At 73.0% G+C, this 23,719-nt stretch carries 27 protein-coding genes; 9 read left to right on the top strand and 18 right to left on the bottom strand.

The genetic code is table 11. From position 1 onward, the window contains the following. Window position 1 precedes the first annotated feature (1 nt). Both ACFPL3_RS11280 and ACFPL3_RS11275 read left to right on the top strand, forming a co-directional pair. The gene (locus tag ACFPL3_RS11280; RefSeq protein WP_343939745.1) at window positions 2-319 is read left to right on the top strand and encodes a putative quinol monooxygenase; all 318 of its coding nucleotides are present in this window, start codon (window positions 2-4) and stop codon (window positions 317-319) included. Window positions 320-363: 44 nt separating this feature from the next. Beyond that, window positions 364-1,329: an NADPH:quinone oxidoreductase family protein gene (locus tag ACFPL3_RS11275; protein ID WP_343939747.1), complete on the top strand. Its 966-nt coding sequence runs from the start codon at window positions 364-366 to the stop codon at window positions 1,327-1,329. 80 nt (window positions 1,330-1,409) lie between these two features. On the opposite strand, the gene ACFPL3_RS11270 is transcribed toward ACFPL3_RS11275, so the two are convergent. Beyond that, complete coding sequence (locus tag ACFPL3_RS11270; RefSeq protein WP_343939748.1) at window positions 1,410-3,167, bottom strand: BCCT family transporter; 1,758 nt, start codon at window positions 3,165-3,167, stop codon at window positions 1,410-1,412. Window positions 3,168-3,342: 175 nt separating this feature from the next. Beyond that, entirely contained in the window at window positions 3,343-4,257 is a 915-nt protein-coding gene (locus tag ACFPL3_RS11265) for a proteasome assembly chaperone family protein (RefSeq protein WP_343939749.1), read from the bottom strand. 110 nt (window positions 4,258-4,367) lie between these two features. Between ACFPL3_RS11265 and ACFPL3_RS11260 the strand changes: the two genes are divergently transcribed. Further along, entirely contained in the window at window positions 4,368-5,690 is a 1,323-nt protein-coding gene (locus ACFPL3_RS11260; RefSeq protein WP_379588868.1) for an MFS transporter, read from the top strand. A gap of 96 nt (window positions 5,691-5,786) precedes the next feature. Continuing rightward, window positions 5,787-6,737 carry an ATP-binding protein gene (locus ACFPL3_RS11255; RefSeq protein WP_343944652.1) on the top strand — a complete coding sequence of 317 codons (951 nt, stop codon included), beginning with the start codon at window positions 5,787-5,789 and terminating at the stop codon, window positions 6,735-6,737. Between the two features lie 52 nt (window positions 6,738-6,789). On the opposite strand, the gene ACFPL3_RS11250 is transcribed toward ACFPL3_RS11255, so the two are convergent. Beyond that, complete coding sequence (locus ACFPL3_RS11250) at window positions 6,790-7,473, bottom strand: PadR family transcriptional regulator (RefSeq protein WP_343944653.1); 684 nt, start codon at window positions 7,471-7,473, stop codon at window positions 6,790-6,792. A 111-nt stretch (window positions 7,474-7,584) separates the two neighbouring features. Continuing rightward, complete coding sequence (locus ACFPL3_RS11245; RefSeq protein WP_343944654.1) at window positions 7,585-8,079, bottom strand: hypothetical protein; 495 nt, start codon at window positions 8,077-8,079, stop codon at window positions 7,585-7,587. 139 nt (window positions 8,080-8,218) lie between these two features. Between ACFPL3_RS11245 and ACFPL3_RS11240 the strand changes: the two genes are divergently transcribed. Next, window positions 8,219-8,584 carry a YkvA family protein gene (locus ACFPL3_RS11240; protein WP_343944655.1) on the top strand — a complete coding sequence of 122 codons (366 nt, stop codon included), beginning with the start codon at window positions 8,219-8,221 and terminating at the stop codon, window positions 8,582-8,584. Window positions 8,585-8,636: 52 nt separating this feature from the next. After that, window positions 8,637-9,005: a tautomerase family protein gene (locus ACFPL3_RS11235; RefSeq protein ID WP_343944656.1), complete on the top strand. Its 369-nt coding sequence runs from the start codon at window positions 8,637-8,639 to the stop codon at window positions 9,003-9,005. Window positions 9,006-9,375: 370 nt separating this feature from the next. Here the strand turns inward: ACFPL3_RS11235 and ACFPL3_RS11230 are convergent, their stop codons facing one another. The 11 genes from ACFPL3_RS11230 to ACFPL3_RS11180 all read right to left on the bottom strand — a co-directional run bounded on the left by ACFPL3_RS11230 (window position 9,376) and on the right by ACFPL3_RS11180 (window position 18,486). Further along, on the bottom strand, window positions 9,376-11,031 hold the full coding sequence (locus ACFPL3_RS11230) for a hypothetical protein (RefSeq protein ID WP_343944657.1): 1,656 nt from the start codon (window positions 11,029-11,031) through the stop codon (window positions 9,376-9,378). Window positions 11,032-11,175: 144 nt separating this feature from the next. Next, window positions 11,176-11,397, bottom strand: coding sequence for a hypothetical protein (locus ACFPL3_RS11225; protein ID WP_343944658.1), 222 nt, complete (start codon window positions 11,395-11,397; stop codon window positions 11,176-11,178). A 114-nt stretch (window positions 11,398-11,511) separates the two neighbouring features. Then, complete coding sequence (locus ACFPL3_RS11220; RefSeq protein WP_343944659.1) at window positions 11,512-12,432, bottom strand: sulfite exporter TauE/SafE family protein; 921 nt, start codon at window positions 12,430-12,432, stop codon at window positions 11,512-11,514. 91 nt (window positions 12,433-12,523) lie between these two features. Continuing rightward, entirely contained in the window at window positions 12,524-12,649 is a 126-nt protein-coding gene (locus ACFPL3_RS11215) for a hypothetical protein (RefSeq protein WP_343944660.1), read from the bottom strand. 169 nt (window positions 12,650-12,818) lie between these two features. After that, a complete protein-coding gene (locus ACFPL3_RS11210) occupies window positions 12,819-13,577 on the bottom strand; it encodes a sirohydrochlorin chelatase (RefSeq protein ID WP_343944661.1) in 759 nt (252 codons plus the stop codon). A gap of 10 nt (window positions 13,578-13,587) precedes the next feature. After that, window positions 13,588-14,868 carry a sulfate adenylyltransferase subunit 1 gene (locus tag ACFPL3_RS11205; protein ID WP_343944662.1) on the bottom strand — a complete coding sequence of 427 codons (1,281 nt, stop codon included), beginning with the start codon at window positions 14,866-14,868 and terminating at the stop codon, window positions 13,588-13,590. Window positions 14,869-14,870: 2 nt separating this feature from the next. Next, entirely contained in the window at window positions 14,871-15,800 is a 930-nt protein-coding gene (gene cysD, locus ACFPL3_RS11200) for a sulfate adenylyltransferase subunit CysD (protein ID WP_343944663.1), read from the bottom strand. Then, window positions 15,797-16,501 (bottom strand): phosphoadenylyl-sulfate reductase, encoded by a 705-nt coding sequence (locus ACFPL3_RS11195; RefSeq protein WP_343944664.1) that lies wholly within the window; start codon window positions 16,499-16,501, stop codon window positions 15,797-15,799. Before ACFPL3_RS11195 ends, cysD begins: the two co-directional genes overlap by 4 nt. Then, window positions 16,498-16,653: a PDDEXK family nuclease gene (locus ACFPL3_RS11190; protein WP_343944665.1), complete on the bottom strand. Its 156-nt coding sequence runs from the start codon at window positions 16,651-16,653 to the stop codon at window positions 16,498-16,500. Before ACFPL3_RS11190 ends, ACFPL3_RS11195 begins: the two co-directional genes overlap by 4 nt. Further along, entirely contained in the window at window positions 16,650-18,314 is a 1,665-nt protein-coding gene (locus ACFPL3_RS11185; protein WP_343944666.1) for a nitrite/sulfite reductase, read from the bottom strand. Before ACFPL3_RS11185 ends, ACFPL3_RS11190 begins: the two co-directional genes overlap by 4 nt. Before the next feature lie 88 nt (window positions 18,315-18,402). Further along, the gene (locus ACFPL3_RS11180; protein WP_379588936.1) at window positions 18,403-18,486 is read right to left on the bottom strand and encodes a putative leader peptide; all 84 of its coding nucleotides are present in this window, start codon (window positions 18,484-18,486) and stop codon (window positions 18,403-18,405) included. 117 nt (window positions 18,487-18,603) lie between these two features. On the opposite strand from ACFPL3_RS11180, the gene hemW reads away from it, so the two are divergent. Further along, window positions 18,604-19,755, top strand: coding sequence for a radical SAM family heme chaperone HemW (gene hemW, locus ACFPL3_RS11175; RefSeq protein ID WP_343944667.1), 1,152 nt, complete (start codon window positions 18,604-18,606; stop codon window positions 19,753-19,755). Between the two features lie 63 nt (window positions 19,756-19,818). On the opposite strand, the gene ACFPL3_RS11170 is transcribed toward hemW, so the two are convergent. Beyond that, a complete protein-coding gene (locus ACFPL3_RS11170) occupies window positions 19,819-20,925 on the bottom strand; it encodes a hypothetical protein (RefSeq protein ID WP_343944668.1) in 1,107 nt (368 codons plus the stop codon). Between the two features lie 105 nt (window positions 20,926-21,030). Then, complete coding sequence (locus ACFPL3_RS11165; RefSeq protein ID WP_343944669.1) at window positions 21,031-21,363, bottom strand: DUF4333 domain-containing protein; 333 nt, start codon at window positions 21,361-21,363, stop codon at window positions 21,031-21,033. Between the two features lie 172 nt (window positions 21,364-21,535). On the opposite strand from ACFPL3_RS11165, the gene ACFPL3_RS11160 reads away from it, so the two are divergent. Next, the gene (locus tag ACFPL3_RS11160) at window positions 21,536-21,730 is read left to right on the top strand and encodes a helix-turn-helix domain-containing protein (RefSeq protein WP_343944670.1); all 195 of its coding nucleotides are present in this window, start codon (window positions 21,536-21,538) and stop codon (window positions 21,728-21,730) included. Window positions 21,731-21,911: 181 nt separating this feature from the next. Then, window positions 21,912-23,195, top strand: a complete 1,284-nt coding sequence (locus ACFPL3_RS11155) for a DUF1565 domain-containing protein (protein WP_343944671.1) — start codon at window positions 21,912-21,914, stop codon at window positions 23,193-23,195. On the opposite strand, the gene ACFPL3_RS11150 is transcribed toward ACFPL3_RS11155, so the two are convergent. Then, window positions 23,176-23,694, bottom strand: a complete 519-nt coding sequence (locus ACFPL3_RS11150; RefSeq protein WP_343944672.1) for a MarR family winged helix-turn-helix transcriptional regulator — start codon at window positions 23,692-23,694, stop codon at window positions 23,176-23,178. The two genes, ACFPL3_RS11155 and ACFPL3_RS11150, sit on opposite strands and share 20 nt — an antisense overlap. Window positions 23,695-23,719 lie beyond the last annotated feature (25 nt).

The raw sequence follows: 23,719 nt of genomic DNA, 5'->3' as shown, positions 1-23,719 counted from the left end.
CATGCCGAAGCCCGTGGTCGTCACCGCCGTCTTCCGCCCGGCCGACGGCCGCCACGCCGAGGCCAGGGCGGCCATCGAGGACGTCCTCCCCGTGGTCCACGCGGAGGACGGCTGCCTGCTCTACGCGCTGCACGAGGCCGCGGACGGCACCCTGGTGCTCATCGAGAAGTGGGAGTCGGAGGGACTGCTCGGCGCCCACGCGGCCGGCCAGGGCGTCAAGCAGCTCACCACGGCGATCGAGGGGCTGCTGGCGGCGCCGCCCACGGTGGTGACCATGGCCCCGCTGCCCGGCGGCGACCCGGCCAAGGGGCGCCTCTGACCCGTAATGTCCCCCGCAGCACTGGTCGACGAAGGGACTGCGGGGTGCGCGCGGTACAGGTGGTGAGGTTGGACGGGCCGGCGGCGGTCGAGGTGCGGGAGCTGCCCGAGCCGGAACGCAAGCCCGACGAGGTGCTCGTCGACGTGCGGGCGATCGGGGTGAACTTCCCCGACGTCCTGCAGTCGAAGGGGCTCTACCAGAACAAACCAGAGCTGCCGTTCACACTCGGGTCGGAGGTGGCCGGCGTGGTGCGGGAGGCGCCCGACGGCTCGGGTCTGCACCCCGGCCACCGCGTGGCCGCGTTCACGAGCACCGGCGCGTTCGCCGAGGTGGTGGCCGCCCCCGTGGACGTCGTGCTGCCGCTGCCGGACGAGCTCGGGTTCCCGGCGGCCGCCTGCCTGCCGATGAACTACCTCACCGCCCACTTCGCCCTGCTCGTGCGCGGGCACCTGCGCGCGGGCCAGAAGGTGCTGGTGCAGGGGGCCGCGGGCGGCGTGGGCACGGCTGTCATCCAGCTCGCCGCCGCGCTCGGTGCCCGGGTGATCGCGGTGGTGTCCACCGCGGAGAAGGCCGAGGTGGCCCGCGCCGCGGGCGCCCACGACACCGTGTTCGCCGACGGGTTCAAGGACGCCGTGAAGGAACTCACCGGGGGCGCGGGCGTCGACCTCGTGGTCGACCCGGTGGGCGGCGACCGCTTCACCGACTCGCTGCGCTGCCTCGCCCCCGAGGGGCGGCTGCTCGTCGTCGGCTTCACCGCGGGCGAGATCCCCACCGTCAAGGTCAACCGGCTCCTGCTGAACAACATCGACGTGGTGGGCGTCGGCTGGGGCGCGTTCGCCTCGGCCCGGCCCGGCTACCTGAAGGCGCAGTGGGCCGAGCTGGAGCCCCACCTGCGGTCGGGCGCCCTCGACCCGCTGATCAGCACCACCCTCCCGCTCGACCGCGCGGCCGAGGCGCTGGCACTGATCGACGAGCGCCGCGTGACGGGCAAGGTGGTCCTCCAGCCGTAGAGGCCCCCTAAATGCCAGCAAGGTGGCTTTGCTGGCCGATTACGCCAGTAAAGCCACCTTGCCGGCGTTTGTTCGAGGAACTACGCCTCGTCGTCCTTCTTCTTCTCCGTCTCGGGCGCCGACCCGTCGGCCGCCGCGTCCGGGTGCGGCTTGACCGCCACCACGAACTCGTCGCCGTAGGTCTTCGTGCCGTGCTCGACCGCCTGCTCCACGGCCGCCACCGCACGCCGGTCGCGGCGCATGAGCGGGTCGTGGTGCAGGTCCTTCGCCAGCGCCACGCACAGCGCGACCATGACGATCGCGAACGGTGCCGCGGAGATGATCGTGATGTCGCGGATGCCGGTGAGTGCCGCGTCCTCCTCCTCGGCGCCCGCCTGCGCGGCCCCGATCGCGAGCATGATCGCGGCGATCGCACCCATGACCACACCCCAGAAGATCACGACGGGGCGGGAGGGCTCGATCGATCCGCGCTGCGACAGGGTGCCCGTGACCACGGATGCAGCGTCCGCACCGGACACGAAGAAGATCGCGACCAGCAGCATGGCGACCACGCTGAGCAGCCCGCCGAGCGGCATCGAGTGCAGCAGCCCGAACAGCTGCGCCTCGAGGCTCTGCGAGGCGAGATCGGTGCCGCTGCGCTGCAGGTTGATCGCGGCGCCACCGAAGATCGCGAACCAGATCAGGCTCACGAGGCTCGGGATCAGCAGCACGCCGACGACGAACTGCTTGATGGTGCGGCCCCGGCTGATCCGGGCGATGAACATCCCGACGAACGGGGTCCAGGAGATCCACCACGCCCAGTAGAAGACCGTCCACCCCGACAGCCACTCGGCGGTGGCGTCGCCGCCGGTGGCCGCCGTGCGGGCGGCCATCTGGGCCATGTTGCCGAAGTAGTCGCCGATCGCCGTGGGGATCAGGTTCAGGATGAGGATCGTCGGGCCCGCGACGAACACGAAGACCGCCAGGATCGCGGCGAGCACCATGTTGATGTTCGAGAGCCATTGGATGCCCTTGGCAACGCCGGACACCGCGGACGCGACGAACGCGATCGTGAGCACGGCGATGATGGCGATCAGCAGCGCGAGCGGGGCTTCCCCCCACCCGTTGGCCTGCAAGCCGGCGCCGATCTGCAGCGCGCCGAGCCCGAGCGAGGCAGCCGACCCGAACAGCGTGGCGAAGATCGCGAGGATGTCGACCGCCCGGCCGAACGCGCCCTGGGTGCGGCGCTCGCCCAGCAGCGGCGCGAACGCCGAGCTGATCAGCGAGCGGCGGCCGCGGCGGAACGTGCTGTAGGCGATCGCCAGCCCGACCACCGCGTAGATCGCCCACGGGTGCAGGGTCCAGTGGAACAGCGTGGTGGCCATCGCGACGTCGAGCGCCTCCGGCGACCCGGGCGGCACGGTGCCCGGCGGCGGGTTCGTGAAGTGCGACAGCGGCTCACTGACGCCGTAGAACATCAGGCCGATGCCCATGCCGGCGCTGAACATCATCGCGACCCAGGAGACCGTGCGGAACTCCGGCTCCTCGTCGTCGCGCCCGAGCGGGATCTTGCCGTAGTTGCTGAACGCCAGCCACAGCGTGAACACCACGAACCCGCTCGCGACGAGCACGAACGCCCAGCCACCTGCGTTCATCACGCCGCTGAGCACCGCGGAGGAGACGTTGCTGAGCGATTCGACCGACACCGCCCCCCAGACGATGAAGGCCACGACCAGGCCGGCGGCGATGCCGAAGACCCAGGGGTCGGTGGGCTGGCGTTCCTCCGCGCTCAGCACCGTCGCCGTCGGATCCGGCAGCGGTGGATTCTCGGTGGTATCGCCCTCTTTGTGAATCGTCATGCCGTATCGCCCGGGCTTGCGCCCGAGCTCGCCCCCTTCCTACGTGTCACGCTGGGCCACACCCTCGATCTGCCAGGCGCTCGACGCAACTCCTGGAGCCGAATGGCGACCGCGTCGTTACCCGCCCGATCTGCGGGGATGGGCGGGAACATGATCACGCAGACGGCAGCGGGCGTCAGCCGGGGCCGTGGTCCTCGTCGTCCTGACCGGCGAGGAACCGCTCCACCTCGGCGGCCAGCTCGTCGGCGCTGGGCAGCTCGCCCGACAGCCCCATGCTCGAGCGCTCGGCCCGGCCGGAGGACACCATGTCGTACTGCCGCTCCAGCGCCTCGACGACCTGACGCACCTCCTCGGAGCCCGCGACCTGCTCGGCGATCTCCGCCTCGGTGCGCTCGGCCGCCTTGCTGACGCTCTCGGTGGGCAGGTAGAGGCCCGCGGCGAGACCGACGTGGTCCAGCAGCACGCGGGCGGCCTGCGGGTACTCGGCGCGCGCCAGGTAGTGCGGCACGTGCACGGCGAAGCCCATGGCGTCCAGCCCGGCCTCGCCGAGCCGGTACTCCATCAGCGCCACGGCGCTGCCCGGCACGTGTGCGGTGGCGAACCACGCCTCGTGCCCCTCGGTGAGCTCCGGCCGCGTGCCATGCACCGTGACGCCGATCGGCCGGGTGTGCGGCACCGCCATCGGGATGGCCGTGAGGTTGATCACCAACCGCACACCGAGGCGCCGCACGAGCTGCTCGACCGCCGCGCAGAACCGCTCCCACTGCATGTCGGGCTCGGGGCCCGCGAGCAGCAGGTAGCCGGTGTCGCCGGTGTCGGTGAGCGCCACGACGTCCAGCTCGGGGGCGGTGTAGCCCGCCCAGCGGTCGGTCTCGAAGCGCAGGGGTGGGCGCCGCGAGCGGTAGTCCAGGAGCTGGTCGACGTCGAAGCGCGCCACCAGGCGCCTCTCCCGGCCCTCCACCAGGGCCTCCGTCGCCAGCCTCGTCGCGTTGCCCGCGTCCACGAAGCCGTCGAGCGCCACCAGCAGCACGGGGCCGTCCAGCTGCGGCGCATCGGGCGCCACCTCGTAAAGCCCAGCCGGATCCAGCACGGCACACCTCCGCCTCTCGACGAGGCCCTCGCCCCGCCCGTCGCACGTCTCTCCGTGTGCAACGTGAGTCTGCCCGCACAGCATCCCGTTTTCGCGCCCGCGGGGGCACCATGGGGGACGAGATGAGACCCAGGACGAATCTTCACCATCGCCTCTGGGTCGTCTGGTCGGTCGGTCTGGCCGCCTATCTCGTGGGGGTCATGCACCGCACCTCCTTCGGCGTGGCCGGTCTCGACGCCGCCGAGCGCTTCCAGGCCGCCCCCGCGGAGCTCGCCGGGTTCGTGGTGCTGCAGCTGCTGGTCTACGCGTGCCTGCAGATCCCGGTGGGCGTGCTGCTCGACCGGTTCGGCGCCCGGCGGCTCATCGTCGTCGGCGCGTTCACGATGGCCGCGGGCCAGCTCGTGCTCGCCGTCGCCACCGATCTCCCGCTCGCGATCCTCGCCCGCGTGCTCGTGGGGGCAGGCGACGCGCTGACGTTCATCAGCGTCCTCTCTGTGGTCACAAGCTGGTTCCCGCCCCGCCGGGTGCCGATGATGACGCAGCTGACGGGGCTCATCGGGCAGAGCGGGCAGGTGCTGTCCGCCGTGCCCCTCGCCGCGGTGCTGCACGGCCCCGGCTGGACGCCCGCGTTCGTCTCGGCCGCGGCACTCGGGGTGGCCGTCGGGCTGGCGGCGCTGGCCGTGGTGCGCGACCGGCCGCCGGGCGCGCCGCCCCCGCCGCCCGCGCCGTCGCCGCGCGAGGTGGTGCGCGGGCTCGTCTCCTCGTGGCTCGAGCCGGGCACCCGGCTGGGCTTCTGGACGCACATGGGCACCCAGTTCTCCGGCCAGGTGTTCGCGCTGATGTGGGGCGTGCCGTACCTGGTGGCCGGCCAGGGGTTCTCGACGGGCGCGGCGAGCGCGATGCTGACGCTGCTCGTCGTGGCCGGGATCGTCGCCGGGCCGCTGTTCGGCGAGTTCACCGCCCGGCACCCGCTGCGCCGGTCGTGGCTCGTGCTCGCGGTGCTCGGCATCACGGTGGCGGTCTGGACGGCCGTGCTCGCCGTCCCGCCACCTGCCCCGACCTGGCTGCTCTGCCTGCTCGTGGTGGTGCTGGCGCTCGGCGGCCCGACCTCGATGATCGGCTTCGACTACGCGCGCACGTTCAACCCCGGCCACCGGCAGGGCACCGCCGTCGGGATCATCAACATGGCGGGCTTCTCCGCCACGCTCGCCATCTCGCTCGGCGTCGGGGTGGTGCTCGGGATCGTCGGCCCCGGTGGCTACACGCCGGAGGCCTTCCGCGTGGCGTGGACGGTGCAGTACGCCGTGTGGGCGCTCGCGCTCGGCGGTCTCCTCGTGGCGCGCAGGCGCGCGCGGCGGAAGCTGGCGGCCGAGGGTGTGGTCGTGCCGTCGCTGCGCACGGTGCTGGCCGAGCGGCGGCGTACGCCCCGCTGACCCGATTCCCGATCACGGGGCCCGCCGCCGTCACCCCATAGTGGCAATGATTATCATCTGCGCTCAGTGATCCGGCTAGTGCGGGAGGAGGCGGGCGTGCGCATCGCGTTCGTCGGCAAGGGCGGCAGTGGCAAGACGACCTCGGCAGCGGTGTTCAGCCGCTACCTCGCCGAGCTCGGCAGGCCGGTGCTCGCGATCGACGCCGACATCAACCAGCACCTCGGCCAGGCACTGGGTCACGACGGCCCGCCCCAGCGCGCGCTGGGCTCCGACCTGCCCTGGCTCAAGGACCACCTGCGCGGCACCAACCCGCGCATCGCGAGCGCCGACGCGATGATCAAAACCACTCCGCCGGGCCGCGGTTCCCGCCTGCTCGACCTCGACCCCGACGGCGAGTTGCTGCAGCGGTTCTCGGTGGAGGCGGGCGGCGTGCGCCACCTCGTCACCGGCGAGTTCGACGAGGCGGACATCGGCGTCTCCTGCTACCACTCGAAGACCGGCGCCGTGGAGCTCTACCTCAACCACCTCGTCGACGGGCCCGGCGAGTACGTGGTGGTCGACATGACCGCGGGCGCGGACGCGTTCGCCTCGGGCCTGTTCACCCGGTTCGACCTCACCGTGCTCGTCAGCGAGCCGACCCGGCGGGGGATCGGGGTGTACCAGCAGTACGCCGAGCACGCCCTCGGGCACGGCGTGGAGCTGCGGGTGCTGGGCAACAAGGTGACCGACGCCGACGACGTCGCCTACCTGCGGGAACAGGTGGGCGACGCCCTGATCGGCTGGTTCGGCCAGTCGGCGTGGGTGCGGGCGGCGGAGCGCGGCGCGGTGGCGCCGGTGGCCGCCCTCGAACCCGAGAACCTGGAGGTGCTCGACGCCGTGCTCACCGCGCTCGACGCGCGCGAGCGCGACTGGGCCGCCTACCACCGCGGCACCGTGGAGTTCCACCTGCGCAACGCGGCGGCCTGGGGCAACAAGGCGGTCGGGGCCGACCTGGCTGCCCAGATCGACCCCGACTTCTCCCCCGGGATGTCCGCGGTCCGCGCCTGACCCGTGAGTGGATACGAGTGCTCTGGCACTCGTATCCACTCACGGCCCGTGGTTACTCGGCCAGCAGGCGGTAGATCGCCTTGCGGGCCTCGGTGATCGTGCTGGTGGCCGTGGCGATCTGCTCCGGCGTGCCCGCCGACATCACCTGCGCCGCGGCCGCGTGCAGCTGACCCAGCTGCTCCCACAGCTCCACGGTGGCCTCGTCATCGGCGTCGCGGCCCACCGACGCCCAGACGGCGTCGAGCTCCTCGCGGTGCTCGTCGACGTACCGCGTGCCCTCCTCGGTGAGGTGGACGACGCGGCGGCCGTCGGCCTGCTCGACGCGGACCAGGCCCTCGTCCTCGAGCTGCGAGAGCGTGGGGTAGACCGAGCCGGGGCTCGGCCGCCACACGCCTCCGGTGCGCTCGGCGATCTCCTGGATGATCTCATAGCCGTGCCGCGGCTGCTCCGCGACCAGCGCCAGCACCGCCGACCGGATGTCACCGCGCGACGTGCGCCTCCCGCGCCTGCCGCGCGGGCCGGGGAAGCCGCGCATCCCGGGCCCGAAGGGCGGCCCGAAGCCGGGTCCGAACGGTGGCCTGCGGCGCCGGTGGCCCCGCAGCGACTCCTCGCCCTCGCCCGGGTCGGCGAACGGCGGCACCTGGGGGGCGTCGGGCCGGAAGTGGCCTCCGTGCGGGCCGCGGCGGCCGCGGAAACCGAAGCGGGGGCCGGCCCAGGGGTGGTTCTGCTCGTGCATGTCCATCTCCTCGTTCTCAAGAGCATCGAAGTAGCTCGTGTGCCATCACGATATATCGTGATAGTCGATACGGCAAGGTGCTCGCGGTCGAACGGGATCGGCAGGGGTCGCTCAGCGGCGGGTGCTGGGGGTGCCCGCGCCGCAGTTGCGCTCGACGTAGGCGCGCACCCGCTCACCCGCCCCGGCGAACTCGGGGGAGTTGAGCTTGCTGGTGAGCTCGGTGTCGCGGGAGAGCGCGGTCTGGTCGCCACCGCTCTCCAGCAGCACGTCCAGCTGCATGCCGAGCGCCTCCACCGTGCGCTCGACGTCGGTGCGGATGTCGTCCGGGGCGGCGAACACCATGTCCTGGCCCGCGCGGCGCACGGCCGCGATCGTGCGCGCCAGCTCGTCGCGCGGCACCTGGCCCTGGGCGACGAGCCCGTTGAGCGGGCGGATCGCCTCGAGGTTGGCCTGCGCCGCGGCGCAGAACGGGCTCGGCGGCGCGGGGCGGCTGCGCGTGGGGTCGGGCGCGTCGGCGTCGGCCACCGAACCGCCGCACCCGAGCAGCACCGCGCCGAACGTGACGACGAGGGCGGCCGACGCGCCCGCGCGCGAGATGACGCCCATCGGATGTTCTCCCGGCAAGAGGTGGTGCTGCTCCCCTTCGACAGTAGCCCGTGCTCCTGCCGTCGGAGCGAGTCGGCCCCGTCGCCCGATCCGGGCACGTGCCGGGAACCCCACGGGGCGCGGATGCGTTGATACGGGCGTGGCGAAAATCGGGCCGCGACGGATCGCGGCGTTCACCGCACTCTGGCGGGCCATCACGCAGTCGCGGCGTCCGGGCAGCCCGGGCATCGCGGAGCGGCTGCGCGCCCTCCCGCGGCTGCTGGGCAGTGCTCTGTCCGGCCGCTACCCGGAGCTGTCGCGCGGCAAGCTTGGGCTGATCGTCCTCGCCCTGGCGTACCTCGTGTCGCCGCTCGACCTCATTCCGGAGGCGATCGTGCCGCTCCTCGGCCTCGCCGACGACGGCATCATCGCGCTCTGGCTCGGCGGGGCGTTCCTGGCCGAGACCGAGCGGTTCCTCGAGTGGGAGCAGCGCCAGCCCGTCGTCGTGGACGCGCTCTCGGACTGACCCGGCTGACCCGGCGCGGAGGCGCCGCCGCGCAGATCCCTACGGTGTGCGCATGCCGGTGCTGGAAATTCACCTCGTCGAGGGGCTGCACACGTCCGCTCAGCACGCGGAGCTGCTCGTCGTGATGAGCACCCGCTACGCGGAGATCACGGGCGTGCCCCGGGACCGGGTCCGGGCCCACATCACCCTGCACCGGCCTGAGCTGTGGGCCAACGGCGCCATCCCGGCAGACGGGCGGTCGGCCCCGTACTTCACGGCCGTCGTGTACACCGACCACCCCGCCGAGCTGCGGCGCCGGTTGCTCGGTGCCCTCACCGACCTCCTGGTCGACGTCCTGGGCGTGGACCGGCGGCTCGTGCACGGGCAGCTCGTGCCCGTCCAGCCCGACGACTGCGCCGTCGGAGGCCTGGCGCGGCGGTAGCCGCCGGCCGGTGGTGCTCGCACACCACCTGGAGCGCTCGCGCATCGACTGCAACCGGTGTGTCGGCGCCAGAGCTGGTGTGCCAGTGGGTGGGGTGCGGCCGCCGGGGGGCTCGCACATAACCGGTGGTGCTGACACATCGACTGCAACCGGTGTGTCGGCGTCAGAGCTGGTGTGCCAGTGGGTCGGGTGCCCCCGCTGGGGGCTCGCGCACGAGGGGGTGGTGCTGGCGCATCGGTTGCGATCGGTGTTTCGGCACCACGGCTGGTGTGCGAGCCGGTCGGGGCGCTCACACACAACCGGTGCCGCTCGCACACCGACTGCAACCGGTGTGTGGGCGCCAGAGCTGGTGTATGAGGGCGTTCGGAGCTCAGGCGACGGGGCCGGCCGCGGTGGGGCGCAGCCACGTCCAGAGGCCTGCCGCCACCAGGAGGTAGACGCCGAGCAGCACGCCCAGTGCCACCGCTCGGCCCGCGAGGGCGTCGCTGCCCTGGAGCACCGTGAGGTGCACGAACGCGAAGCCGCCGGTGCAGGCGAAGAGCGCCCACAGCCCGGGCGACCAGCGCAGCAGCGCGGCACCGGGCAGGAACGACAGCGGCACCAGCGCGAACAGCAGGTTGGCCGCGGAGCTCACCGCGGTGGCCGTGAGCGCCGTGGCGACGACGTCGGCGAGGAACGTGCCGGGCGCTCCGGCCGCGGCGACGAGCGGGTCGCGCACGATCCACGCCGTGCCACCGAGGGCGGTCAAGGCGGTGGCGGCGAGCGCGACGGCCGGACCCTCCTCGTCGGAGCGCAGCGGGCGGGCGGTGCGGTAGGCGACGAGCGTGCCGAGCACGAGTCCGGGTTCCAGCCCGACGGCGCGGGACAGGACCACGCCGATCGCCCCGAGCAGCAGGAACCCGGGAACCGGGCCCACGTGGCAGCGCACCCCCCACCAGCGCGCGACGTACAGCAGCTGCGTGCCCTGCTGTGCCGCCGTCACGAGGAGGAACGCGACGGCGAGGCCCACGAGCAGCGCGGGCGCGGACGCGTCGAACGGGAACGCGGGCGTGAGGAAGCCGAGCATCACCGCGCCCGCCAGCGCCGTGATCGCGACCGCCGTGACGAACACCGCGGGCGCCGGCCGGCCCGCGCCCGGGGGGACCCGCAGCCGCGACAGCAGGGCCTCGACCCGGTCGGGCTGCTGCGCGGCGGCGCGGTTGAGCGTGCCCACGGGCAGGGCGAGCGCGGCGAGCAGCAGCAGTGTGAGGGCCAGGCTCCCCAGCACCGCGCCGAGGGTCCAGCGGGCCTCCACCGGCGAGGGGAAGGACGTGGCGAACGAGACGGCGGCCAGGCCGGCCACCCGCTCGTCCGCCTCGGGTGCTGCGGGGGTCTCGGGACGCACGGGGGCAGGCGGGGCGGGTGGCTCCTCGACCGCAGGCGGCATGGCCGGGCGCCGCGGCTCGAGGGCGCCGGTCCAGTCGAGGCCGGGGGAGTGCTCGCGGTCGACGGCATCGCCGACGCCGGGCAGCACCGCCGAGCCGACCGCGGCGCCCGCGCCGGAATCCCGCGGCGCGGCGGTGTTCGCGTCGGCCGCCTGGGCGGTGCGCCGGCTGTCCGTGGCGCCGGTGTCGTCCGACCCGTCGCCGGCGGCGGTCACCGCGGCGCCGGTGTCCTCCTCGGCGTCCTCGTCCTTCTCGGTCTCTTCGTCCTCGTCCTCGTCCGCATCGGAGTCGGAGTCCTCGTCGTCGGAGTCCTCGTCCTCGTCGTCGGAATCGTCCTCGTCGGAGTCGTCGTCGTCCTCGAGCCCGGGGAAGTCGGGGACGTCGGGGAACCGGGGGTCGAGCAGGGTGCCGGGGGTGAGCTGCTCGGAGGAGGCGGTGGTGGTGCAGGAGAGACCGTGGATGAGGGCCTCGACGGGCCCGGCGTCGGGGCAGTCCTCGTCCTGGCCGGCGGCCAGTGCCGGTGCGGTGACGCCGGCCGCGATCAGGAACACCACCGCACCGGACAGAGCAGCACGGACCAGCGTGGCACTGCGCACCCTCATACCCACCCGATCGACGTTCCCTCGCCCGGTCGGCGGAGCCACCGGCCCCCGCACGCAGTGCAACGAGCAGGAGCGAACGGGGTCACGATTCACCCGAAAGAGATCTTCACTTCTCGGCGCGTCGCCGAGAACCCGTCGGCGTGTTCAGCGCAAGGGCGGGTGGCGGTGCAGGGCGCTGCGGGTGACCGCCAGCTCGTGGGCCACCTCGGCGGCGATGAGCTCGGCGTGCAGCGCCTGGTCGTGCAGCGCTCCACCGCCGCCGTCGTGGGGTCCGAGCGCGCGGTGGCGGCGGACCAGGTCCTCGAGCGAGGTCAGCAGGCGCTCGGCGATGGAGTGGCGAACGGAGTCGCGGGTGGGACCGGACACGGGGTGCCTCCTGGGCGGGTCGGGACGGGACGGGACGGGCGTGCCGCGTGACAGCGGTCGCTCGCGTTCCGGCCGTGGTCCCGGTCGCGCCGTCGGGTGAGCACCCCGCGTCCCTCAGTCCCGGGCCGGAACGGGCGCCTCGTCGGCGTCCTCGGAGGCGACGGGCTCCGCGGCGGCCGCCTGCCGCAGCTTGGCGACGGCGATGGCCACGGCGGCCACCCAGATGCCGACGACCGCGAGGTAGATCGGGGTGCGGGCGCCGTCGGCGACGTCCAACGCGCGCAGGATCGTGCGCGTGTTGGTCAGGACGATCAGGCCGCCCACCGCGGTGCCGAGCACCGGCGCGGGGATCTTGGTGACCAGCCACGCCGCCACGGGCGCGGCGAGCACGCCGCCGAGCAGGAGGCCACCGATCGTCCACGGGTCGAGCACCTCGGACCCGATCCCGATGAGGAACCCGATGCTCGCGGCCACCGCGACGAGGAACTCGGAGGTGTCGACGGAGCCGACGACGGTGCGCGGAGCGGTGCGGCCCGCGGTGAGCAGTGCGGGCGTGGCCACCGGGCCCCAGCCGCCGCCACCGGAGGCGTCGACGAAGCCGGCGACCAGGCCCAGCGGCGACAGGAACTTCGAGCGGTGCGGCGAGACCCGCGCCTGCGAGACGCGCGGCGGGCGCACCGAGAAGCGGATCAGGATGTAGACGCCGAGCGCGAGCAGCACGCCCGCCATGTACGGGGCGGCGTCCTCGGTGGACAGCGCCGAGAGCGCCGTGGCGCCGAGGAAGGCCCCGACCGCGCCGGGCACGCCCAGGCGCAGCACGAGCTTCCAGTCGACGTTGCCGAAGCGCCAGTGCGAGAGGCCCGCGGCGATGGTGGTGCCGACCTCGGCCAGGTGCACGGACGCGCTCGCCGTGGCCGGGTTGGTGCCGATGAGCAGCAACAACGACGTCGACGTGACCCCGTAGGCCATGCCGAGGGCGCCGTCGACGAGTTGGGCGCCGAAGCCCACGAGGGCGAAGACGATGAGGGTGCGCATGCGGGGTGCTCCCGAAGAGGGGTCGGGCGGTGAGCTCGGGGAAGGGCGTGGCCGTGCGTCGGCCGCGTGCCGGACGGGGTGGGGGAGGAGCTCAGCCGCGACAGAACTCGTCGAACGCGTGGCAGCGTCGCGAGGGCCAGAACCGCTCGAGGTCCGGCAGCAGAATGGCGGTCATCGACACCTCACCCGCGGTGCGGGTCTGCGCGGTCGACGACACCACTCCATCGTGCGTTGTCGCTTGATCGACTACAAGGAGGTGTCCGTGCTGCGGGATCGTCCGGGAAATGTCCGGACGTCTGCGAATGTGCAGGTGGGGCCCGGGTTCACCGGTGTTGCGGGAAGGAGGTGACCAGGCTCTCGCGGTTATGGGTGCCGCAATGCGGCTTTCACGCGATGCGGGTCTGCGAAAAGTGTTTCGACGCAATCAGGGCGTCGTATCGCGCGAGGATCGCGTGTGCGACGTCGGGGTCGGGGCCCAGGGGTGCCGCGACGGACGCGCCCGCGGCCTCCGCGTCCCGGACGATGCGGTCGGGCAGCAGGCCCGGCGCGAGGATCCACTGCGCCACGGCCACCCGTTGCGCGCCGCTCGCGCGAAGCGCCGCCACGGCGTCGGTGACGGTGGGGGCGGCCATCGCCGCGAAGGCCGGGCTGCCGCCGTGCCAGCCGAACCGGCGGGTCCAGCCCGCCACGAGGTCGGCGACCGCGGCGTTGGCGGCGGCGTGCGACGACCCGATCGCGGCGAGCACGACTCCCAGCCCGGGGTCGTGCAGGCCGGTCCCCAGCGTCGCGGCGAGCCTGCGCAACGCCGCCGCGGACAGCCCCTCGTGCCCGCCGATCACCGGGCTGATCTCGATGTCCAGGCCGGGCAACCGGGCCGCCGCCGCGGTGACCGCGCTCGGCACGTCGACGCGTGCGTGGAACGCGTGCCCGAGCAGCAGTGGCACCACCACGGCCGAGCGGTGCCCGTCGGCGGCCACGGCGTCGAGGACGTCGGGCAGCCGGGGAGCGGACAGGTCGAGGAAGGACAGCCGCACGTCCATCCCGGGCCGTTGCCTGCGCACCTCGGCGATCAGGTCGCTCACGGTGGCCGCCGACCGCGGGTCGCGGCTGCCGTGCGCGACGGCGACGAGTGCCGGTGCTGCCATGTGCCTGTGCCTAGCCGGTCACCGTGAGCGGGGTGCCCACGAGCCCGGCGGCGAGGGTGTTGCCGGTGGGCGGGTCGATGAGCAGGAAGCTGCCGGTGGCGCGGATGTCGGCGTACTCGTCGACGGGCAGGGGGTCGGCCGTGCGCAGCGCCGCGTGGGCGATGTCGTTGATCCCCAGCTCCTCCGGCGCGGGCTCCCAGGCGGGGATCTCGGAGCCGAGCGACAGCCGCTCACCGACGGCCCCGACGATCACCGGGGTGACCCGCGTGCCGTGCTTGAGCAGCAGCCGGGCGCCGGCCCGCAGCGGCTTCTCGGCGAGCCAGCACAGGGTGGCGTCCAGCTCGTCGGTGACCCGCGGCGGGGCGGCGGCGGAGGCGAGCACGTCGCCGCGGGAGATGTCGATGTCGTCGGTGAGCTGCACGGTGATGCTGCGCCCCGCCGCCGCCGACTCGAGCGGCCCGTCGGCGGTCTCGACCGCGGCCACGGTGGTGCGGGCGCCGCCCGGGAGCACGACGACCTCGTCGCCGGGCGCCACGGTGCCCGCGGCGACCTGGCCCGCGTAGCCGCGGTAGTCGTGCAGCTCGTCGGTGCGGGGCCGGATCACGTACTGCACCGGCATCCGGAACGGGGCGCCGACCTCGGGGCCGGTGACCGGCACCGACTCCAGGTGCCCCAGCAGCGTGGGGCCCTCGTACCACGGCGTGCGCTCGGAGCGCTCCACGACGTTGTCCCCGACGAGCGCCGAGACCGGGATCGTGACGACGGCGTCGTCGGCGAACCCGAGCGACCGCGCCAGCCCCGCGAAGTCCTTCGCGATCGCGTTGAGGATGCCTTCGTCGTAGTCGACGAGGTCGATCTTGTTGATGGCCAGCACGAGCCGCGGGACGCGCAGCAGGGCGAGCACCGCGGCGTGCCTGCGGGTCTGCTCCACCACGCCGTTGCGGGCGTCGACGAGCAGCACGGCGAGCTCCGCCGTGGACGCGCCGGTGACCGTGTTGCGCGTGTACTGGACGTGGCCGGGGGTGTCGGCGAGGACGAACTCGCGCGTGGGCGTGCCGAAGTAGCGGTACGCGACGTCGATCGTGATGCCCTGCTCGCGCTCGGCGCGCAGGCCGTCGACCAGCAGCGACAGGTCCGGAGTGGCCAGCCCCTTGTCGACCGACGCGCGCTGCACGGCCTCGATCTGGTCGGCGAGCACCGACTTCGTGTCGTAGAGCAGCCGGCCGACCAGCGTGGACTTGCCGTCGTCCACGCTGCCCGCCGTCGCGAAGCGCAAGAGGTCCTTGGTCATGATCAGAAATAGCCCTCGCGCTTCCGGTCCTCCATGGCGGCCTCCGACAACCGGTCGTCCGCGCGGGTGGCGCCCCGCTCGGTGAGCCGGGAGGCCGTGACCTCGGCGATGATCTCGTCGAGGGTGTTCGCGGTGGACTCGACCGCGCCGGTGCACGAGCCGTCGCCGACGGTGCGGTAGCGCACCGACTTCTTCACGAGCTCCTCGGAGCCGCGGGGTCCGCCCCACGGCCCCTCGGCCAGCCACATCCCGTCGCGGCGGAACACCTCGCGTTCGTGGGCGAAGTAGATCGACGGCAGCTCGATGCCCTCGCGCTGGATGTAGCGCCAGACGTCCAGCTCGGTCCAGTTGGAGATCGGGAACACGCGCACGTGCTCGCCCGGCGCGTGCCGGCCGTTGTAGAGGTTCCACAGCTCGGGCCGCTGCTTGCGCGGGTCCCACCGGCCGAACGCGTCGCGCAGCGACATGATCCGTTCCTTGGCCCGCGCCCGCTCCTCGTCGCGGCGCCCGCCGCCGAACACGGCGTCGAAGCGGTGCTCGTTGATCGTGTCGAGCAGCGGCACGGTCTGGAGCGGGTTGCGGGTGCCGTCGGGACGCTCGACGAGCCTGCCGTCGTCGATCCAGTCCTGGACGTGCGCCACCTCCAGCCGCAGGCCCAGCCGCTCGACGAGGCGGTCGCGGAAGTCGATGACCTCCGGGTAGTTGTGCCCTGTGTCGACGTGCAGCAGGGCGAACGGCACGGGAGCAGGTGCGAACGCCTTGACGGCGAGGTGCACCAGCAGGGTGGAGTCCTTGCCGCCGGAGAAGAGGATCACCGGGCGGTCGAACTCGCCCGCGACCTCGCGGAAGATGTGGATGGCCTCGCTCTCCAGGGCGTCCAGCGCGTCGAGCGCGGGAGCCGCCGTGGGCGTCAGCGGGAGCGTGGCGGTCATGAGACGTGCAACCCGCACTCGATCTTGCCGGTGCCGGCCCAGCGCCCGGAGCGCTTGTCGGCGCCCGGGAGCGGCTTCGCCGTGCACGGCGCGCAGCCGATCGACGGGTAGCCCTCGGCGACCAGCGGGTTCACCAGGACGCCCCGCTCGGCGATGTACGCGTCCATCTCCTCGTCGGTCCACGCGGCGATCGGGTTGATCTTCACGAGGCCGAACTTCTCGTCGTAGGTGACGAGCGGCGTGCCCGCCCGGGTGGGCGCCTCGACCCGGCGCACCCCGGTGACCCAGGCGTCGTACCCGGCGAGGGTGTTCTGCAGCGGGGCGACCTTGCGCAGCGCGCAGCACTGGTTCGGGTCGCGCGCGAACAGGTCCTTGCCGAGCAGCGAGTCCTGCTCGGCCACCGAGTGCTCCGGTGTGGCGTTGACGATCCGCACGTCGTAGACGGTCTCCACGGCGTCGCGGGTGCCGATCGTCTCGGCGAAGTGGTAGCCGGTGTCGAGGAACAGCACGTCGACGCCCGGGCGGGCCTTCGCCGCCAGCTCGACGAGCACCGCGTCCTGCATGTTCGACGCCACGATCATGCGGTTGCCGAACGTCTCGGCCGCCCAGGCGAGCACCTGCTGGGCCGTGGCGTCCGGGCCGAGCTCTCTGGCGCCGCGCTCGGCGAGCGCGCGCAAGTCGACTTCTGTCGCGAGACTCACCGGGAGACCTCCGGGACTCCGATACCGATCATCTTCAGGGAGAACGTGCGCAGGCAGGCCGCGCAGTACCAGGCACCGTGCGCCGCCTCCGCCGGGCGCAGGTCCTCGTCGCCGCAGTAGGGGCAGTAGAACGGGACGGCTCGCTCACTCACTTGAGGTCGGCCTCCTCGGCGCGCAGCACCCACTGGGCGAACCGCTCGCCCTCGGAGCGCTGGGCCAGGAACCGGCGCACCACGCGCTCGACGTAGTCGCCGAGCTCCGCGCTGGTGACCTTGAGGCCGCGCAGCTTGCGGCCGAAGCCGGAGTCGAGCCCGAGGCCCCCGCCGAGGTGCACCTGGAAGCCCTCGACCTGGTTGCCCTCGGCGTCGGTGACGATCTGGCCCTTGAGCCCGATGTCGGCCACCTGGGTGCGGGCGCACGCGTTCGGGCAGCCGTTGAGGTGGATCGAGATCGGGACGTCGGGGGAGACGTCGGCGAGGCGCTCCTCGAGGTCCTCGACCAGGCGGATCGCCCGCTCCTTCGTCTCGACGATCGCGAGCTTGCAGAACTCGATGCCGGTGCAGGCCATCGTGGAGCGGCGCCACGGGGACGGCTGCACCTGCAGGCCCAGCGCGTCGAGCTCGGCCGAAAGCGACGCGACGTTCTCGTCGGGGACGTCGAGCACCACGACCTTCTGGTACGGCGTGAGCCGCACCCGCCGCGATCCCGCCGCCTCCGCGGCCTTCGCGAGGCCCACCAGGACGGAGCCCGACACCCGGCCGGACGCGGGCGCCGCGCCGACGTAGTTGAGGCCGTCGCGCTGCTTGTGGACGCCGACGTGGTCGATCGGCAGCTCGGGGATCACCGGGGCGGGCCCGTCGGCCAGCTTCCGGCCGAGGTACTCCTCCTCCAGAACCCGGCGGAACTCCTCAGCGCCCCAGTCGGCCACCAGGAACTTGATGCGGGCGCGGTGGCGCAGCCTGCGGTAGCCGTAGTCCCGGAAGATCGACACGATGCCGGCCCACACGTCGGGCACGTCCTCGATCGGCACCCAGGCACCGAGCCGCTGCGCGATCTTCGGGTTGGTGGACAGCCCGCCGCCGACCCAGACGTCGAAGCCGGGCCCGTGCTCGGGGTGGTCGACGCCGACGAACGAGACGTCGTTGACCTCGTGCGCGATGTCCTGCTGGCCCGAGATCGCGGTCTTGAACTTGCGCGGCAGGTTGGAGAACTCCCGGCTGCCGATGTAGCGGTCGAGGATCTCCCGGACGGCAGGCGTGCCGTCGATCACCTCGTCGGCCGAGATGCCGGCCACCGGCGACCCGAGGATCACGCGCGGGGTGTCGCCGCACGCCTCGGTGGTCTGCAGCCCCACCGCCTCGAGCTTCTGCCAGATCGCCGGGACGTCCTCGACCTCGATCCAGTGGTACTGGATGTTCTGCCGGTCGGTGATGTCGGCGGTGTCGCGGCCGTGGTCCTGGCTGACCTCGCCGACCACCCGCAGCTGGTCGGTGGTGAGCGCCCCGCCGTCGATGCGCACGCGGAGCATGAAGTAGCGGTCGTCGAGCTCCTCGGGCTCCAGCGCCGCCGTGCGGCCGCCGTCGATGCCGGGGCGGCGCTGCGTGTACAGGCCCCACCAGCGGAACCGGCCACGCAGGTCGGCGGGGTCGATCGAGTCGAACCCGCGCTTGGAGTAGATGTTCTCGATCCGGGCCCGGACGTTCAGGCCGTCGTCGTCCTTCTTGGTGCGCTCGTTGGGATTGAGCGGCTCGCGGTGGCCCAGCTTCCACTGGCCTTCGCCGCGCTTGCGCTTCACGGGCGTGGTGGGGGGCAAGGCACAAGCCTCCGGATCGCAGCACGGCCGTGCCGCGCGGAACGGCGGCAGGGCTCGAGGCTGAGGTGGTGGGGGTCGGGGCGCGAGATCAGCAGGACCGACAGAGCGCGCTGCTCACCCGGCGCAGATCCACGTGGCGACGAGCCACGAGTCGCAGGGCCAGCGCATGCATACCGGTAAGGGTGCCACTTGTCCGGTCCACGATCCATCGGTGTCCGCATGCTGGGAGCGGACTCACAGCCCGGCGGTCCCGGCGCCGGTCCCGGCCGCGGTGGCAGACTGGTCGTTCGTGCCGCCTTTCGGGATCTACGTCCACGTGCCGTTCTGCGCGGCGCGCTGCGGCTACTGCGACTTCAACACCTACACGGCCTCCGAGCTCGCCGGCTCCGGCGCGTCCCCGGACGGCTGGCTCGCCGCGGTGCACCGCGAGATCGACCTGGCCCTTCGGACAGTGGGGCGGCGCCCGGTCGACACCGTGTTCGTCGGGGGTGGCACGCCGTCCCTGATCGGGGCCGGCCGGCTCGGCGAGGTGCTCGGCGCCGTGCGGGACGCGTTCGGTCTCGCGCCGGGCGCGGAGGTCACCACGGAGTCCAACCCGGAGTCGACCTCTCCGGAGTTCTTCGCGGAGCTGGCGGCGGCCGGGTTCACCCGGGTGTCGCTGGGCATGCAGTCGGCCGCGCCCCACGTGCTGCGCGTGCTGGAGCGCCGCCACACCCCGGGGCGCGCGGTGGCGGCGGCCCGGGAGGCCCGCGCGGCCGGGATCGGGCACGTCAACCTCGACCTGATCTACGCGACGCCCGGCGAGACCGACGACGATCTGCGCGCCTCGCTCGACGCGGTGCTCGACGCCGGGGTCGACCACGTCTCCGCCTACTCCCTCATCGTCGAGGACGGCACGGCGCTGGCCCGCCGCGTGGCCCGCGGCGAGCTGCCCGCACCCGACGACGACGTGGCCGCCGCCCGCTACGAGCTGATCGACGACCGGCTCTCCGCGGCGGGTTTCGACTGGTACGAGGTGTCGAACTGGGCGTCGTCGCCGGAGGCGGTGTGCCGGCACAACCTCGGCTACTGGCTCGACGGCGACTGGTGGGGCCTCGGCCCGGGCGCCCACTCCCACCTCGACGGGGCGCGGTGGTGGAACGTGAAGCACCCGGCCCGCTACGCCGCGCTCCTCCGCGCGGGCGACGCACCGGAGGCCGACCGCGAGGTGCTCACCGGCTCCGAGCGGCAGACCGAGCGCGTGATGCTGCAGCTGCGGCTGGCCACCGGGCTGCCGCTGGCCCTGCTCGACGACCCGGGTGCGGCAGCCGCGGGGCGCGCGGCGGAGGACGGCCTGCTCGACCCGGCGCACCTGGCCGCGGGCCGCGCGGTGCTCACCCGCCCCGGCCGCCTGCTCGCCGACCGAGTGGTGCAGCAACTCCTGGCCGGGGCGCCCGTCTGATCCCTGCGGAACGGGTTCGTCGCCGCGGGTGGGCGTGCGTCGCGTCACCGCGATGCCGGTGACTCACCTGCCCGGACCGCGCCCGTACGGTGGGAGGAACCGGTGGAGCGACGGGTCGACCTCGGGCAGGCGCGACGGGATCGCCGGGCCCTCCACAGCGCCTTCGCCGCGCGCCGCCCGGCGCAGCCTGCGGGTCAACTCCACGCTCCGGGACAGCCACCGGGCGCCGCAGGCGAGGGCGACGGGCGTGAGGACCCAGATGCCGTACCGCGTGAACGGGTTGTCCTCACCGGTGATCACCACGTGGGGGTGGGCGGAGGAGATCTCGAGCTGCCGGGGCCCCGGCGCGATGTGGGGCGAGACCCGCTCGCGGTAGTGGCTCCCCGCGTACTCGTAGGACGCCCAGCACCTGTCGATGCGGCCCCGGGTGCACCCGACCTCCGCGTCGACCGTGGCGACCGGCTCGTCGGCGATCCGACCGAGGTGCACGGCCCAGCTGATCGTGACGCAGAGCAGCGCCACGACGACGAGGGTCCAACCGCCGCGGCGGTCCCCGGGGTCCGGCGGCCCGCCCGCGAGTGCCACCCGCTCCATGAGCACGTGCAGGGCGCGCCCCAGGCCGACGGCCACCAGGAGGCCGGCGCCGACGAGGCCGACGTGCACCCACCAGGGGGACTCGTGCCGGTTGTACGGGCTCAGGTCCTGCCCGGTGAACACCATGACGCCGACGGTGGTCCCGAGGCCGACCGCCGAGATCGACCAGTACCACCGCAGCGCGCGAGAGGCCTCGGTGCGCAGGTCGAGGCCCACGGCCTGCTCCCGGCGGCGGGCGACGAGCTCCGAGCGCGTCGGTTCCGGCCTGCCCAGGGCGTCGAGCTCGACCCCGTAGGCCTTCAGCACCGCGCTGTGCCGCGCGTACCCCGTCGCCGTGAGCGACACCAGCAGGACCCCGGCGATGAGCGCCGTCAGTGAGGCGGTCACGAAGCGCGCGTGCAGTGCGCTCAACCCGACGAAGCCGGCGAGCCCCAGCAGGACACCCGCGACCGCCGACCAGCCGAACCCGCGCGCCGCGCGGACGTGCACGTCCCGCAGGTGCGCGGGCAGCGGCGACGGGTAGCGGCGTCCGGGCTTCGCATACCGCCCGATCTCCCACACGGTGAGGGGTTCCACGTTCGGAGAAGACCCCATTCCCCCTGCTCGGGGTGGGGTGGTGCGGGGAGGGTCGGCAAGATCTCGGCGATCTGTGGCGCTCGCGAACCCCGGAATCGCCCGTCGCTACGGGAGGGGCTCCTCGTCGACCTGGATGTCGAGGTCGGCGTTGCCGTCGTCGGCCACGGTGGTCACCGTGACCGTGACCCCGTACCGGGTGCCGCCGTCGGTGAGCGTGCACCGCGTCGATACACCCACCTTCAGGTCGAGGTCGTCCGCGCACTCCACCGCGTCCGGGGCCCGGCCGGCGAACTCGGTGAGCCGCTCGGTCGCCGTGCGCGCCACGGTCGGCCCGTCCGCGATCGCGTAGGTCGACACCTGGCAGCCCGACAGGGCCCCCACCGCCACCGCAGCCAGCCCTGCGACCACGGCCAACCGCATCCCGTCCGTGCGCCTCATCTCAGATTCCCCTTCTCCGTGGCGCCCTGTGCGCCGGTTCACCGCAGTAGAGCGGCACGGTCGAGGGGTGGTTGGGCAGCGGCCGGGGGATTGGCAGGATCTCGCGGTACTACCTGTAATTACGTGGACAGACCCGGCCGTACACGGCCTGGAGTCACCTAGCGTCGGCGGCGTGGCAGGCCCGTCCGACTACCTGACGACCCCGGAGCTCGCGCGTGCGCTGCGGCTCTCGGAGAAGTCGGTGCGCCGCTACCACCGGGACGGGAAGATCACGCCGGAGTACACGACTCCCGGTGGCCAGCACAGGTGGAACCTGGAGAACGTCCTCGCTCAGCTCCGTGAGTTCCGCCCGAACCGGAGCAGCTGACCGCCGGTATCGGTTCTCCATTGCTGCGGCCGCAACCATGGACAGCCGTTGATGCCGATCATGCGCCCGCTCGGCGATCGTCCCGAGATCGCCGGAACGGTCGTGGCTTCACGGCGATAACAAGGTGGCGCCGCCAGACTGCGTCAGCCACTGACCAACGGACATCGGGACACCGGACCACATGAGCCCAACCCTGACGCCGAACAACCGCCGGACGATCACGATCGTGGCGATCGCCGTCGGAGCGATCCTCCTCCTCGTCGCACTCGTGATCGTCGCGACGACCGGGGGGCCGTCGGACTCGCCGGAGCCCGGCACGGAGGCGCGGCAGATCTACGTGAGCCCCACGGGAAACGACAACGGTGACGGCACGGAGGCCGCGCCGCTGCGCACCATCCAGGCCGCCCTCGACGAGGCGGAGGCGGGCTCGGTGATCAACCTCGCGCCGGGCGAGTACCGCGAGCAACCGACGACGCAGCGCGACGGCGACCCGGGCGCGCCGATCACGATCCGGGGTCCGGAGAACGGCAAGGACCCGTCGGGCCGCAGCCAGGCCGTTCTCTACGGCACGGGCCGCATCTTCAACATCGACCACAGCTACTACACGCTCGAGGGCTTCACGATCGACGGCCAGGAGGGCCTGGCGGCCGACCAGTTGCCCACCGACCTCGCCGCGATCGACGCCTTCAAGGCGGGCGTGCAGCCGCAGGTGAAGGACAGCAAGCTCATCTACATCGGCTCGGCGGACACGGCCCGGGACGTCACCGGCATCACGATCCGCAACATGTTCCTCACCGAGGCGGGCACGGAATGCGTGCGCCTGCGCAACAACGCCGTCGGCAACACGATCGCCGACTCCGTGATCCAGTACTGCGGCCTGTTCGGCAAGCCCGCCGAGAACGACGACGACGATGGCGACGACGAGGGCGACGACGAAGGGGACGACGACGGCGGGGACGATCGCCCAGCCCGCTTCGAGTTCCACAACGGCGAGGGCGTCTACATCGGCACCAGCCCGAAGTCGGACAACCAGCCGATGGCCGACAACGACACGAGTTCCGGCAACCAGGTCACCGGCAACACGATCCGCACGTTCGGTTCGGAGTGCTTCAACGTCAAGGAGAACGCGCACGACAACGTGTTCGAGAACAACGAGTGCTCGGGCAACACCGAACCGCGCGAGTTCAACGGCAGCAACATCGAGCTGCGCGGGCACGGCAACATCGTGCGCGGCAACGTGATCGCCGACAGCGCAGGCTGGAACGTCAAGATCCAGAGCGACGACGAGGACGACTACGACAACGGCGGGAACGTGGTCGCCGACAACACCCTCGCCGGCTCCGCGGCGGAGCCGGTGCGCATCGGTTCGGACGCCGCGCAGGGCGCGTTCTGCGGGAACCGGATCTCCGCGGCCCAGCCGGTGGACGGGCCCTCGCCCGGTGACATCACCGCTCCGTGCCCGTGAGTCCCGGCGCCTGATCGCCCCGGTCGCGCCGGTCCGGCTCGGTGCGGGTGGCCGCGATCACGGCGGTGAGCTCGGCGTGCAGGCGCTCGAGTTCGGCCACCGGGAGGCCGAGCCGCTCCACGATGGCGGGCGGGATCCGTTCCGCCTCGGCGCGCAGGGCCCGGCCCTGCTCGGTGAGACGCACGGCCAGCGTGCGCTCGTTGCGCGGCACCCGGTTGCGGGACACCAGGCCGGCCACCTCCAGCCGCTTGAGCAGCGGCGACAGGGTGCCGGGGTCGAGTGAGAGCACTCCGGCCAGCTCGGTGAGCGAGCGCGGCGAGCGCTCCCAGAGCGCGAGCAGCACCAGGTACTGCGGGTGGGTGAGGCCCATCGGCTCCAGCAGCGGCCGGTAGAGCGCGATGACGTTGCGGGCGGCCACCGCGAGCGCGAAGCAGACCTGGCGGTCCAGGCGCAGCAGGTCCGTGGTGTCCGGTTCGCCACGGTCCGGTTCGGCGGTCACCCGGCGAGGCTACAATACTTGGGAC

Origin of the sequence: Pseudonocardia zijingensis, from assembly GCF_042657305.1 — a bacterium.
GTDB lineage: Bacteria > Actinomycetota > Actinomycetes > Mycobacteriales > Pseudonocardiaceae > Pseudonocardia > Pseudonocardia zijingensis.
The sequence above is the reverse complement of the archived record's forward strand: the minus strand, read 5'-3'. Positions and strand labels throughout refer to the sequence as shown.

Excerpts from the sequence above, each read along its gene's own strand:
- ACFPL3_RS11250 (WP_343944653.1), bottom strand. The coding sequence starts at position 7,473 with ATGCACGAGCAGAACCACCCCTGGGCCGGCCCCCGCTTCGGTTTCCGC.
- cysD (WP_343944663.1), bottom strand. The coding sequence starts at position 15,800 with ATGACCGCCACGCTCCCGCTGACGCCCACGGCGGCTCCCGCGCTCGAC.
- ACFPL3_RS11230 (WP_343944657.1), bottom strand. The coding sequence starts at position 11,031 with ATGAGGGTGCGCAGTGCCACGCTGGTCCGTGCTGCTCTGTCCGGTGCG.
- ACFPL3_RS11270 (WP_343939748.1), bottom strand. The coding sequence starts at position 3,167 with ATGACGATTCACAAAGAGGGCGATACCACCGAGAATCCACCGCTGCCG.
- ACFPL3_RS11220 (WP_343944659.1), bottom strand. The coding sequence starts at position 12,432 with ATGCGCACCCTCATCGTCTTCGCCCTCGTGGGCTTCGGCGCCCAACTC.
- ACFPL3_RS11165 (WP_343944669.1), bottom strand. The coding sequence starts at position 21,363 with ATGAGGCGCACGGACGGGATGCGGTTGGCCGTGGTCGCAGGGCTGGCT.
- ACFPL3_RS11180 (WP_379588936.1), bottom strand. The coding sequence starts at position 18,486 with ATGCATGCGCTGGCCCTGCGACTCGTGGCTCGTCGCCACGTGGATCTG.
- ACFPL3_RS11155 (WP_343944671.1), top strand. The coding sequence starts at position 21,912 with ATGAGCCCAACCCTGACGCCGAACAACCGCCGGACGATCACGATCGTG.
- ACFPL3_RS11280 (WP_343939745.1), top strand. The coding sequence starts at position 2 with ATGCCGAAGCCCGTGGTCGTCACCGCCGTCTTCCGCCCGGCCGACGGC.
- ACFPL3_RS11235 (WP_343944656.1), top strand. The coding sequence starts at position 8,637 with ATGCCGGTGCTGGAAATTCACCTCGTCGAGGGGCTGCACACGTCCGCT.
- ACFPL3_RS11205 (WP_343944662.1), bottom strand. The coding sequence starts at position 14,868 with ATGACCAAGGACCTCTTGCGCTTCGCGACGGCGGGCAGCGTGGACGAC.
- ACFPL3_RS11245 (WP_343944654.1), bottom strand. The coding sequence starts at position 8,079 with ATGGGCGTCATCTCGCGCGCGGGCGCGTCGGCCGCCCTCGTCGTCACG.
- ACFPL3_RS11210 (WP_343944661.1), bottom strand. The coding sequence starts at position 13,577 with ATGGCAGCACCGGCACTCGTCGCCGTCGCGCACGGCAGCCGCGACCCG.
- ACFPL3_RS11260 (WP_379588868.1), top strand. The coding sequence starts at position 4,368 with ATGGGGGACGAGATGAGACCCAGGACGAATCTTCACCATCGCCTCTGG.